The following is a 12351-nucleotide window of genomic DNA, read 5'->3' as shown; positions in this document are numbered from 1 at the left end:
CTATTCTAGCCGCCGCCTTCCGCTTCTCACAAGGGCCCGCGGCCAGCACTCGATCAGGGCCCGCCACAGCTTGCCCCCGGTCACCCAGAATGGTCGTAGAATCAGGGTTGTCATGCGCTGGTAACGCAGGTTGTCTTTTTCCCCCACCCCAAACTCAAGCGGCTCCGGCGTTGAGGTGGTCACATATAAGGTGCCGAACATCCAGTCCCAGATCGACAGGTTGGTGCCATAGTTCAGGCTGAAGTGCTTTGGATCCTTGCTGTGATGGATCTGATGCTGGGCCGGACTGTTGAGCACATGCTCCACCACGGGGCCAAACGACAGCCACACATGGCTGTGGCGCAGGTTGGCCGCCAGCGAATTGAACAACAGCACCATATAGCTGACACCAAACAGGGTGTACTTGCTTACCTGGCCGCCGCTGAAATAGAAAAACAGCCCGGCAAACAGCGCCAGCGCCGTGCCCTTGCACAGTTTTTCAATCAGCTTCTCCACAATATGAATGCGGCTGGCGGTGGGCGGCACCATCACGGTGGCGGAATGATGCACCTTGTGAAACTCCCACAACCAGCGACCATGAAAGGCCCTGTGCACCCAGTAATGCACAAAGTCCGACACCAGAAAGGCGCCCAGGCCATAGGCCAGCATCAGCGCGGTGCTTTCCCCCTGCCAGGGACGCTCACCCCACCACTGTGTTAACCGGGCACTGACATCCCCCGAGCGCAGCAGATAAGGATCCAGCCAGGCCAGCACCGGCACAACCAGGGCCGCGTGCAGCAATACCCGCAGAAAATAGTACTGGTAATCGATCAGGGCGGAGCGATGCAGCCAGACCCGCCGGCCACCGAGAAACTGGCCAAAGCTGCCCACGGCGCCTCGCCGCCGGTACAGCAGGAAGGCAACGGCAAAGGAAATGGCGAGAAACACCACGCCCAAGCGGCCATTCAGATCGAACAGGCCGGCAAAACGCCGCCAGAGGGGCAGCCAGATCTCGCTGTGAAGGACGTCGGCCAGCGCCGAAATCGGTTCCATGTTGTCTTGATTGCTCGTTCGAATCGCCAAAGGGGACGGAATTTTAAAAGAAAGTCAGTCTCAATACCATTCTGTCCCAAAAGACTGATTTTTGAGTCAAGTGAATGCATTTCACACAGAAACTGTACACATTGCACACAAAACATGCGCTCAATTACTGGCCGTTTTATCCCATATCCAGTATTCTATGCGCCCTTCGGCGGTTCGGCCGCCAGCATAACCATAACAATGACAACCCAGTTGCAACACACCGGAAAAAATATGTCTAATCACACGCAGCAACCTTCAAACCAGAGCGAACTGGTATACCGGCTTCATGACAAGCCGCCCTTTTGGCAGTCCCTGTTTGCCGCCGTTCAGCACCTGCTGGCCCTGTTTGTGGCGGTGATCACGCCGCCGCTGATCATCTGCCAGGCCCTGGGCATTCCCGCCGCCGACACCGCCCACATCATCAGCATGTCGCTGTTTATTACCGGTGTAGCTTCCTTTATTCAGATGAAGCGGTTCGGCCCCATCGGTACCGGCCTGCTGTCGATTCAGGGCACCAGCTTTAACTTTCTCGGCCCCATCATCGCCAGCGGCCTGGCCATGAAGGACGGTGGCGTTACCACCGAAGCCATGCTGGCGGCCATTTTCGGCACCGCCCTGCTGGCCGCCCCCACCGAGATGATCATCTCCCGCTTTCTGCATCTGGCCCGACGCATCATATCCCCTCTGGTCAGTGGCATTATCGTAACCCTGATCGGCCTTACCCTGATCCAGCTGGGCCTGACCTCCATCGGCGGCGGCTTTGGTGCCATGGAGGCCGGCGAGTTCGGCTCCCTGGAGAACCTGGCGCTGGCGGGTACCGTGCTCGGCATCATTATTCTGATGAACCGCAGCCGCAACCCCTATGTTCGCCTGTCCTCCATTCTGGTGGCCATGGTCGCCGGCACCCTGCTGGCCTGGCAGATGGGCAAGCTGGCGCCGCTGTCGGACAGTCTGCCCACCGTGGCCCTGCCCATTCCCATGCAATACGGCCTGGGCTTTGACGCTTCCCTGTTTATTCCGCTGGTGCTGGTCTATGTGATCACCTCACTGGAAGCCATTGGCGACACCACCGCCACCTCTGAAGTGTCCGGCGAGCCGGTATCCGGTCCGGTGTACATGCGCCGGCTCAAGGGCTGCGTACTGGGTGACGGTGTGAACTCCTCGCTGGCCTCCATCTTCAACACCTTTCCGGTGTCCACCTTCAGTCAGAACAACGGCGTGATCCAGATGACCGGCGTGGCCAGCCGCCACGTGGGCTTCTTTGTGGCCGCCATTCTGGTGATCATGGGCCTGTTCCCGGCCATCAGCACCCTGGTGCAGCGCATTCCCGAGCCGGTACTGGGGGGCGCCACCCTGGTGATGTTCGGCTCCATCGCCGCCGCCGGCGTGCGCATTCTGTCCCGGGAAACACTGGATCGCCGCGCCCTGTTCATCATCGCCATTTCCTTTGGCATGGGCCTGGGCATTTCCCAGCGACCGGACATTCTGCAGTTTATGCCCGACATCATTAAGAACGTGTTTGCATCCGGCATCTCCGCCGGCGGCATCACCGCCATCGTGATGAACATCATCATGCCGATGAACAAGCCGCAAGCCGATGAGGCCACCGAGGCCGCACACGCCGAGCAGGCCGGCTGACCCACGATCGCCCGAGGCCGGCACCGTCCTCAAACATAAAAAACGGGCGGCCAGTCAGACTGGCCGCCCGTTTTTGTCTGCGGCGTTATCACTCAGGAATAGGCTTTCGATGTTTCCAGGCAGCCTACCTTGCCGCTGGCCACGGCCTGCTCACGGTCCGCCTGGTGATCGGGAATATGTTCCAGGTTGCCTTCTACCCCGGCCTGGGTCAGAAAGTGCAGGTGTTGCTGAAACTCATTCAGTATATCGTGTGCCACCTGCAGCCGGGTGTAACCATTGAGATCCTGCCCTACGCTACCATCGGCCAGATGCACATCAAGGCGAAGGTAATAGTCGTCATCCGCCAGCAAAAAACTCGGTGGCTGCATACGCCGCGTATGGATCTCGTAAATAAAGCTCGGGGCTCCCTCGAAATCCACCCGCAACATGGGACACTGCAGCCGTTCTTCATCGGTTTCCCGCTCAATCAGGCTGGCATGCTGGCCCCGCCGGGTCAGCTCCTCCACCAGCTCGGTCATGGCCGGACGAATCGCATGGCGTATGGTGGCGTCTGCACGATCATGGGTGGCACCATCCAGGGTACGATCGAGCCGCTCCCGCCAGTCAAGCACGGCACCGTTGCCGGTCACCACCTGCTGGCGCGCCTCCAGTTTGCCGGCTTCTATTCTTAACGAGCGATAGAGACCGATCATGCTCAGCACAATGATTGCCGAGAATGGCAGGGCGGTGATCACCACCGCACTCTGCAGGGTTCTGAAGCCGCCGGCCATCAACAGCACCATGGTGATAAGGCCAATCAGCACCGACCAGAAGATACGCAGCCGAACCGGCGCATCATGATTGACGTCACGCAGTATATAGGTGAAGTTGGACAGCACCAGTGCCCCGGAGTCGGCCGAGGTTACAAAGAAAATGATGCTTAACAGCACCACGACACTGGCGGTGAGGCCAACCCAGGGCAGCTGCTCCAGCAGGGTATAGATGGTTGCCTGGGGCATATTGATGGCCTGCTCGCCCAGCACCACCAACCCCTGCTCCACCATGCTGATGCCGCTGTTGCCCAGCACGGAAATCATCACCATCACAAAGATAAGCGGAATGAACAGGGCCCCGGCAACAAACTCGCGAATGGTACGGCCACGGGAAATACGCGCCAGAAACAGGCCGACAAAGGGAGCCCAGGCAATCCAGAAGCCCCAGAAAAACACGGTCCAGCCACTGAACCAGCCCTTGGCGTCGGGGTGATAGGCATAGGTGTCAAAGCTCTTGCCAACCAGGGCGGTCAGGTAATCTCCCGTGTTCATCACCAGGGCATTGAGCAGCATCAGGGTGTCTCCCTGCAGCAGCACAAACAGCACCACGGCGGCCACCATCAGCAGGTTGAATTCCGACAGCCGGCGAATGCCCTTGTTGACCCCGCTCACCACCGACAGGGTCGCCAGGATAACCACCAGCAGGATCAGCAGCGTCTGGGTGGTCAGCCCTTCCGGCACGTCAAACAGGTAGGCCAGCCCGTAATTCATCTGCATCACGCCAATGCCGAGGGCGGTGGCAATGCCGAACACGGTCGCCACGACGGAAGCAATGTCCACGGCATTGCCAATCGGACCGTAGATGCGCTTTCCCAGCAGGGGATACAGGGTTGAGCGAATGGCCAGCGGCAGGCGATGGCGATAGCTGAAATAGGCCAGTGCCATGCCCATCACCACAAACACTCCCCAGCCCGAAATGCCCCAATGCATAAAGGTTTGCACCATGGCCCGGCGCTGGGCGTCGATATCGCCGCCGGCGCCGACGGGGGGCGTCAGGTAATGGGTCAGCGGCTCGGACACCACGAAGAACAAAATGGCGCCACCGATGCCGGCGGCAAACAGCATGGCCGACCAGGACAACAGTGAAAACTCCGGTCGCGAGTGATCCGGTCCAAGGCGGATCTTGCCGAAGCGCGAGACACCAATCACTCCCACGAAGACCAGGTAGGAGGTGATCACCAGCATGTAATACCAGCCAAAGGTCTGGCCAATCCAGTCCAGACCGGCGTTAAACAGCGCATTGGCATGTTCGGTATAGGCTATCGTATAGATCAAAAATATCAGTATTCCCGCCACCGAGCCGTGAAAGACGGCCAGGTTGAGGCGGCCTTCCTGCCCGTTGCCTGTATGTTGCTGTGTCATAGAGAATCCCTCTCATAGTGTGACTACCGTGAACCTTTGCTGATCAAGAGCACCGGCCCGTTGCAGGCGAGCCTGCACATCGGCCTTGGCCCTTGCCAGATACAACCTTCCTCCCCTGCTTCGACAACGGCTTGCCTGTTGCTGAAGCAGGTGAATACCACTGAGATCGATAAAATTGATGCCTTCCGCCAGGATCACCAGGTTGGGACACTCATACGCCTCCAGCCGACGAGCAATCGAGTCACAGGCGCCGAAAAACAGGGAGCCGTCAATCCGCACCACCATGCAGGACGCTTCCTCGACCGCCAGACGAACTTCATCGGGGGCCTGAGACAGGGAACAGGGCACCACGGGTGGTCGTGTCGTTTTAAGCAAATAGAGTGCCAGTGAAGCCAGTACGCCAAGAAAGATCGCAAACTCCAGCGCCAGCAGCAGGGTGCTGGCAAAAGTGATCAGCAGCACCGTGGTTTCCGACCGGCTGACCGTCAGCGCTTCGCGAATACTGTGCCGATCGACCAGGTTGGCGGCGACCAGCAGCAACATGCCGGCCATGGCGGGCATAGGCACATAATCCAGTAACGGCGTCGCCAGCAGCACCATGGGCGCCAGAAACAGGGCGGCCATGACCGCCGCCAGTGGTGATTGGGCCCCGGCACTGGCATTGAGTCCCGAGCGGGTAAAAGAGCCCGAAGAGACATAGCTCGAAAAGAAGGCGCCTCCCAGGTTGGACAGCCCCTGACCAATAAACTCCTGATTGCTGCTGGTTCGCTGCCCGGAGCGAAGCGCCATGGTGCGAGAAATGGCCGATGCTTCCACCAGCCCCAACAGCCCCAGGGCCATGGCTCCCGGGATTAGCAGGCGCAGGGTATCCATGGACAAATCCGGCATCGAAAAGGGGGGCAGGCCTGCCGGCACGGCGGCAATGCGCTGAATCACAACGCCCTGTGGATCGAGCCAGAACGCCAGCAAAGACGCCCCGGCCAGCGCCAGCAGCATGCCCGGCCAGCGGGGCAGCCAGTGGCGACAGGCCAGACTGACCACCAGGGTGAACCCGGCCACCAGCACGGCTTCAGGCCGAATGTCCTCAAGCCGTGCAAACAGCCTGAACCAGGTATCAAAAAAGCCGCTGCCAGCCAGCGGGCCCAGCCCCAGGGCATGGGAAAGCTGACTGGTGGCAATGATCAGTGCGGCTCCGGCGGTAAAGCCGGTGACCACCGAATGCGACACCAGGTTGACCAGCGCCCCCAGCCGGGCCAGGCCCAGCACTAACTGGAACAGTCCGGTCAGAAAGGTCAGGGTCAGCACCAGTGCAACAAACTCTCCCGTACCCCCCTCAACAACCGGCTGCAGGGTGGCAAACAAGGCAATCGACAAGGCCGCCGTCGGTCCGCTGACCATTTGCCGGGACGAACCAAACAAGGCCGCCAGAATGGTTGGAATAATGGCGGTATACAGGCCGTATTCCGGGGGCAGTCCGGCCAGCAGGGCATAGGCCACCCCTTGCGGCACCACCAGCACGGCCCCGGTCAGGCCGGCCAGCATATCCGCCCGCAGCGAACGCGCGGTTTGCTGCGGCAACCAACCGCTAAAGGGCACCAGGCACTGCAACAGTGCCTGGTAACGCTGCGCCCTGCCCAGTACCGCCGTCATGAGTGCTGTTCGGAAGCTATCGGGAATCGCGCCCGCCGCTCCAGATCATCAAGATCAATGGTATTGCGCATATATTGAGTGCTGGCATCAAACAGTGGCTGATGATCCCAGGTGGTCACCCTGCCGGTGCTCAGCGCCCTGGATACCAGCCTGCGTCGGCGCTGGCTCGCGATCACTTCGCCATGCAGACGATCGTAGTCCCAGCGTGAGGCAATCTCGGTGCGGAATTCGCGGCAAAGGTCCTGATATGCCGAATCCTGAGCCAGGTTATTAAGCTCCAGAGGATCCGCTTCCAGATCAAACAACTGTTCCGGATCGGGCGCCGAATACACAAACTTGTAGCGGCCACGGCGAATCATCAGCAGCGGGGCAATGGCCCCTTCCCCCAGATACTCGCCAATCACCTCGTCGTGGCCACCGGCTCCATTGAGATGCGGCAGCAGGCTGCGGCCATCCAGAGGGGCCGCGTATTCAGGCGCCACATTGTTGTTTGCCAGCTCGGCAAAGGTGGGCAACAGATCCATGGTGGAGACCGACTCACTGACGCGCTTCGGTGCAAAGCGGCCAGGGGCATGAACAATCATCGGCACCCGGGCCGAGCCTTCAAACCAGCTCATCTTGTACCAGAGGCCGCGCTCGCCCAGCATGTCGCCGTGATCGCCGGAGAACACGATAATGGTGTCCTGATCCAGGCCGGTTTCCTTCAGCACGCTGAGCACGGAGCCAATTTGATCATCCACATAACTGATGGATCCGTAGTAGGCATGGCGCGCATTGCGGATCTGGGCGTCGGTAAGGGTGCTCTCGTCCAGCTGATAGACATGACGCAAACGACGGGAATGGGGATCCGCCAGTGCCTGGGAGAAAGGCACCTTGGGCATGTCGATCTCGTCGTGCTCGTAACGATCCCAGTACTGCTGCGGAATGGTGTAAGGGTCGTGGGGATGAGTCAGCGAGACCGTCAGACAGAACGGCCGCGGCTCGCCATTGCGCGCGTAGTCATACAGGAAGCGCCGAGCCCGAAAGCTGACCTCATCATCGAAGTCCAGCTGGTTGGAACGCACGCAGGGGCCGGCCTGGGTCACCGAAGACATGTTGTGGTAATAGCTGGGGCGGGTTTCAAAATCCTCCCAATTGACGAACCAGCCATAGTCGGCCGGATAGATGTCAGTCGTCAGCCGCTGTTCAAAGCCGTGCAACTGATCCGGACCACAAAAATGCATCTTGCCGGACAGCGCGGTAAAGTAGCCGGCATCCCGCAGGTAATGAGCGAAAGTGGGAATATCGGCGGGAAAGTCGGCGGCGTTGTCATATCCACCGATGCGCGATGGCAGCTGGCCAGACATCAGGGTAAAGCGGGACGGTGCGCACAGCGGGCTGTTACAGTAGGCCGAATCAAACACCACTCCTTCGTCCGCCAGGCGGGATAAATGGGGTGTTCTGACCAAAGGGTGACCGTAAAAGGGCAGTGACGAGGTGGCCATTTGGTCGGCCATAAGAAACAGAATATTGGGCTGCTTGGCAGTCATGAATGGGCTCTCCCTGAGTCGTTGACATCGCCGGACGTCGGCACTGCAGCCAGTCTCCCAGTCACCCCTCATGCTGTAAACTCGTTAAATTTTTATGTCTGCAATTAGCTCAGCTAATGTTATGAATGAATAACATCATGTCGTAAATCGGCATTCCTGCATCAACCAGGCGCCACTATAGTGGTCCTCTGATATAGCATGAACATCTACTGAGCTAATGTTGTTACTGAACAGAACCGTGTCCCCCAACAGCCTGCGGGTCTTCGAGGTTGCGGCCCGCCAGCTGAATTTTACCGCGGCGGCCAGAGAGCTGCGCTCAACCCAGTCGGCGGTCAGCCAGCACATTCGCACCCTGGAAGAGCAGCTGGGTCTGCCGTTATTTGAGCGGGTCTATCGTGGCGTCAGGCTCACCGACGCAGGCCAGGCACTGTTTGCCAGTGTACGAGAAGGGTTCGGCACCATGGAGCGCACCCTGGAGCGCCTTCAGCAACAGCACCGTCATCCCAGGGTCAATATTCTCACCGACTTCTCGTTTGCCGCTTACTGGCTGATGCCGCGACTGCCGCTGTTTCGCCGCCTTCACCCCCAGATTGACGTACGCATCATGACCAATCAAGGCGTACTGGACTGGAAAGACAAGGAAGTCGATGTTGCCATCGTGTTCTGTGACGAACGAACCCTGGCAAACGTGCCACGATTACTGCCCGAAGTCGTATTTCCGGTTTGCAGCCCCGCCTTTCTGCAGGAGCATGGCCCTTTTGATGATCTTGCTCAACTGGCCGATGCGCCGCTGCTGACGCTCACAGCCGATCAGGGCCAGAGCTGGATGGACTGGCCCGGCTACTTTCAGCAGCGGGCCGGCATCAACCACCTGCACCCTTCAGAGCTGACATTCAACAACTATACCCTGTTGTTACAGGCGGTTATCGCGGGCCAGGGCATTGGCATGGGTTGGCGGGGGCTGGTTGACGGCTTGCTGGAAAGCGGCATTCTGGTCGCCCTGGATACACAACCGCTCCACTCTCGACGTGGCTATGGACTGATCGATATTCAGCCCGACGACAATAGCGAAGCCAAACAGGCACTGCAGCAATGGATACTGACCTGTGCCATACAAAGTACATCAATGACTCCCCACCGTCTTGCTGAGGGCAACCCTGCTTCCAGTTAACCCCGTCCGTTGTTCGGCTCACAACGCCCAGCGGCGCAGCAGGTTGTGATAGACCCCGGTGAGCTGAATGCTGGCTTCGCTGTCGCTGCCCAGTTGCTGGTTGAGGCTCTGAATACCGGTATCCAGATCAAACAGCAGGCTGCGCTGGCCGTCGTCCCGTACCATGCTCTGAATCCAGAAAAAGGAGCTGATGCGCGCGCCCTGCGTCACCGGCAGCACCTTGTGCAGGCTGGAGGATGGGTACAAGATCAGATCGCCGGCGGGCAGCTTGACGCTGTGGGCACCATAGGTGTCTTCCACCACCAACTCGCCCCCTTCGTATTCATCCGGGTCACAGAAAAACAGGGTGGCCGATAGGTCGGTGCGAATACGCTCGCCCGTAACCGGATTCATACGAATGGCGTTATCCACATGAATGCCAAACGACTGGCCGCCCTGGTAACAGTTGAACAACGGCGGAAAAATTTTCTCCGGCAAGGCCGCGGCCACAAACAGCGGATGACGCGACAAGGCCTCGGTGATCATCTTGCCGATGAGGTTGGCGGTGTCACTGTCTTCGGGTAATTGCAGGTTGTTCTTGGCCTGGGCCGACTGAAAGCCGGCGGTGGCATTGCCATCTACCCATTGTGCGGCCAATAGACGCTCACGGCATTCGGTCACCTGCTCGGCGCTCAATACGCCGGGTATATGCAGCATCATGGTGAAATTCTCTTTTCCTGATAATGAATAAAGCCCCATCAGGGGCTTTGTTTAAATATACGGCCATTGGAACGCAGGCGGCTCGACTGCATCAGCGCCCCAGGGACACCCGCGCCCCATTAAATCAGAACCGGTAGTTGGCAGACAGCACGGCGGAGCGGCCATCACCCAGCTCAACGGCGGAGCTGCGAGTGTCGGTGCCCGGACGACCACGCACCCGTTCCACATATTCCTCGTCAAACAGGTTATTGACGTTCAGCTGCAGGCTGAAGGCGTCGGTGACCTGGTAAGACGCCATGGCATTATGCACCCAGTAGCTGTCGATCTTGGCATCCACATCAGACGCCACGTAGCGAGAGCCCACATAACGGGCGCCATAGCCCAGCTCCACGCCCGGCAGGATTTCATAGGTGGTCCACAGGTTGGCGCTGTTACGTGGTGTATTGCCCAGCGGCTGCCCCTCGGAATCGCGGCCACCCGCTTGTGGCGCCGCCACTGACTTCAGGGTTTCGCTGTCGAGGAAGGTGTAGTTGGCAAATACCTTCCATTGCTCGGTCAGCACACCGGTCAGGCCCACTTCCACGCCCTGCACCCGCTGCTCGCCGGCCAGTTCCAGCTCGTTGGTCAACTCATTGGTTTCACGGGCATTGGTCTTGTCGACCCGGAACAGGGCACCGTCCAGGCCCAGGCGGCCATCCAGTAGCTCCCACTTGGTACCCAGTTCCCAGGTCTCGTTTTTCTCGGGCTCAAGGTTTTCACCAGAGACCCTTCCCGAGGTGGCAAGAGCCTCTGCCGCCGGGTTAAAGGAAGTGCCATAGGCCAGATAAATACGGCCGTTCTCGGCAGGCTTGTAAACGATACCGGCGCGGCCACTGAACATCTGATCGCTGCTGGAGGCAGTATCGCCACTGACCTTGTTGGTGGTTTCGCCGGAAATCCAGTCGTGGCGCAGGCCCAGGCTCAGATCCCACTGCGGGGCAAGCGTAATGGTATCAAACACATAGAGGGCACGGGTATCAAGCTCGGCATCGGTACCGCCGGAATTGGCGTAGCTGGTGGGGCCGGTCCATTTACCCGGCGGGTTGTAAAGATCAAAGCCGCCGGCCGGGTAATTGCCGCTCAGGTTGTAACTGCCGGTGGTCAGATCATAGGTTTCCCGGGAGATCTCGCCGCCCACCAGCATATCGTGCTTAAAGGCACCGGTGTCGAACTCAAAGGCCAGGCCGGTCTGGTTGATCCACATCTCGGTCTGGGCATCCCGGCGATAGGCCTGCGGGCCGGCGGGAAGGTAATTACCCTCGGGCACTCCGGCAGTGTTGACGTGAGACGCAGAAATGGTGGTATCCCGATCTACCCGGCTGTAACGAGTCTGGTTCTCGATGCGGGCGGTGTCGCTCAATTCGTGTTCCAGCTTCAGGGTAACGGCGTCGGACTGAATCTTTTCCTCGTCCAGGTTGCGCCAGCCAAAGTAGCTCTCCCGATCCACGCCGGGCAGCACCTTGCCGTCCCGAGCCGGCAGGCCGTAGTCGGGCAGATTGTCGTCCTGCTGGTGAAAATAGCTCAGGGTGGCCTGGGTCTGCTCGCTCAGGCCAATGGTCACGGACGGCGCAATACCGAAGCGCTCACGGTCGATATTGTTGCGGCCGGGCACGTCGTTTTCGTGAACCATCAGGTTAATACGGGCGGCGCTGTTAACGCCTACGTCGTCCAGGGTGGTGTTGGCGTCCAGGGTCATACGACGGTATTCGTCGGTGCCCAGGCTGGCGCCGATTTCGGCAAAGTCACGCTGTTGGGGAGCCTTGCTCACCTGGTTGATGGCGCCTCCCGTGGTGCCGGCACCGCCAAACACCGAGTTGGGCCCCTTCAGCACTTCCACCTGCTCGATGTTGAAGGTGTCGGTACGGTTGTTCTGGCTGCTGTCGCGCAGGCCATCGATCTGCATGTTGGAGTTGGCACTGAACCCGCGAATGTTGATCTTGTCGCCGGAGCCACCGCCGCCCTCGCCCGCATCAAAGGTAATGCCGGATACATTGGACAGCACCTGGCGCAGGCTCAGGGCCTGCTGCTCCTTGATCACTTCCTTCGGCACCACGGTCACGGTCTGGGGGGTGTCCAGCAACGGCTTCACATACTTGCTCGATGCCGACGCCTCGGTCTTGTAGCCCTGCTCGCGGGACTCCTTGACCAGTACGGTATCCAGACGGGTTACGTCTTCCTGGGCATGGGCCGGTACCGCCAGGCTGGCCACGGCCAGGCCGACCGCCGAGCCGATCATGGTTTTGGGGGGAAGTGCGGTTGAGCGAATAAAGGTGCGCACTGACAACTCCTCGATACAAGTTAATTATAAGAATTATTGCCACTTCAAAAAGGCGACTCATTCTCATTTATTGTTTAATCGAGATCAATGCAAAATGTGACTTTTGTTACA

Annotated in this window: 8 protein-coding genes; 2 read left to right on the top strand and 6 right to left on the bottom strand. The window is 59.3% G+C overall.

Annotation, left to right across the window (positions count from 1 at the left end):
- The gene (locus tag OJHNALOF_RS04220; protein WP_165661256.1) at window positions 1–1032 is read right to left on the bottom strand and encodes a sterol desaturase family protein; all 1032 of its coding nucleotides are present in this window, start codon (window positions 1030–1032) and stop codon (window positions 1–3) included.
- Window positions 1033–1293: 261 nt separating this feature from the next.
- Here OJHNALOF_RS04220 and OJHNALOF_RS04215 point away from each other — a divergent pair, with 261 nt between their 5' ends.
- Window positions 1294–2700 (top strand): uracil-xanthine permease family protein, encoded by a 1407-nt coding sequence (locus OJHNALOF_RS04215; RefSeq protein ID WP_094200350.1) that lies wholly within the window; start codon window positions 1294–1296, stop codon window positions 2698–2700.
- A gap of 92 nt (window positions 2701–2792) precedes the next feature.
- Here OJHNALOF_RS04215 and betT read toward each other — a convergent pair whose 3' ends face one another.
- From betT to betC, 3 genes are read right to left on the bottom strand one after another with little or no spacing between them, the layout of a single operon-like run.
- Window positions 2793–4874, bottom strand: coding sequence for a choline BCCT transporter BetT (gene betT / locus OJHNALOF_RS04210; protein WP_165661255.1), 2082 nt, complete (start codon window positions 4872–4874; stop codon window positions 2793–2795).
- Between the two features lie 12 nt (window positions 4875–4886).
- Window positions 4887–6524, bottom strand: a complete 1638-nt coding sequence (locus tag OJHNALOF_RS04205; RefSeq protein WP_165661254.1) for a SulP family inorganic anion transporter — start codon at window positions 6522–6524, stop codon at window positions 4887–4889.
- Window positions 6521–8053 (bottom strand): choline-sulfatase, encoded by a 1533-nt coding sequence (gene betC / locus OJHNALOF_RS04200; protein ID WP_165661253.1) that lies wholly within the window; start codon window positions 8051–8053, stop codon window positions 6521–6523. The genes OJHNALOF_RS04205 and betC overlap by 4 nt, the downstream gene beginning before the upstream one ends.
- Before the next feature lie 238 nt (window positions 8054–8291).
- Between betC and OJHNALOF_RS04195 the strand changes: the two genes are divergently transcribed.
- The gene (locus tag OJHNALOF_RS04195) at window positions 8292–9224 is read left to right on the top strand and encodes a LysR substrate-binding domain-containing protein (RefSeq protein WP_206063558.1); all 933 of its coding nucleotides are present in this window, start codon (window positions 8292–8294) and stop codon (window positions 9222–9224) included.
- A gap of 18 nt (window positions 9225–9242) precedes the next feature.
- On the opposite strand, the gene OJHNALOF_RS04190 is transcribed toward OJHNALOF_RS04195, so the two are convergent.
- Entirely contained in the window at window positions 9243–9923 is a 681-nt protein-coding gene (locus OJHNALOF_RS04190; RefSeq protein ID WP_165661251.1) for a Fe2+-dependent dioxygenase, read from the bottom strand.
- A 124-nt stretch (window positions 9924–10047) separates the two neighbouring features.
- A complete protein-coding gene (locus OJHNALOF_RS04185) occupies window positions 10048–12240 on the bottom strand; it encodes a TonB-dependent siderophore receptor (protein ID WP_094200356.1) in 2193 nt (730 codons plus the stop codon).
- Window positions 12241–12351 lie beyond the last annotated feature (111 nt).

The sequence above is a fragment of the Oceanimonas sp. MB9 genome, from assembly GCF_011319775.1.
GTDB lineage: Bacteria > Pseudomonadota > Gammaproteobacteria > Enterobacterales > Aeromonadaceae > Oceanimonas > Oceanimonas doudoroffii.
This window is presented reverse-complemented; position numbering and strand designations above follow the sequence as displayed.

What these genes read in the sequence shown, in the direction of transcription:
- OJHNALOF_RS04190 (WP_165661251.1), bottom strand. Translation starts at nt 9,923, where the DNA reads ATGATGCTGCATATACCCGGCGTATTGAGCGCCGAGCAGGTGACCGAA.
- betC (WP_165661253.1), bottom strand. Translation starts at nt 8,053, where the DNA reads ATGACTGCCAAGCAGCCCAATATTCTGTTTCTTATGGCCGACCAAATG.
- OJHNALOF_RS04205 (WP_165661254.1), bottom strand. Translation starts at nt 6,524, where the DNA reads ATGACGGCGGTACTGGGCAGGGCGCAGCGTTACCAGGCACTGTTGCAG.
- OJHNALOF_RS04220 (WP_165661256.1), bottom strand. Translation starts at nt 1,032, where the DNA reads ATGGAACCGATTTCGGCGCTGGCCGACGTCCTTCACAGCGAGATCTGG.
- OJHNALOF_RS04215 (WP_094200350.1), top strand. Translation starts at nt 1,294, where the DNA reads ATGTCTAATCACACGCAGCAACCTTCAAACCAGAGCGAACTGGTATAC.
- betT (WP_165661255.1), bottom strand. Translation starts at nt 4,874, where the DNA reads ATGACACAGCAACATACAGGCAACGGGCAGGAAGGCCGCCTCAACCTG.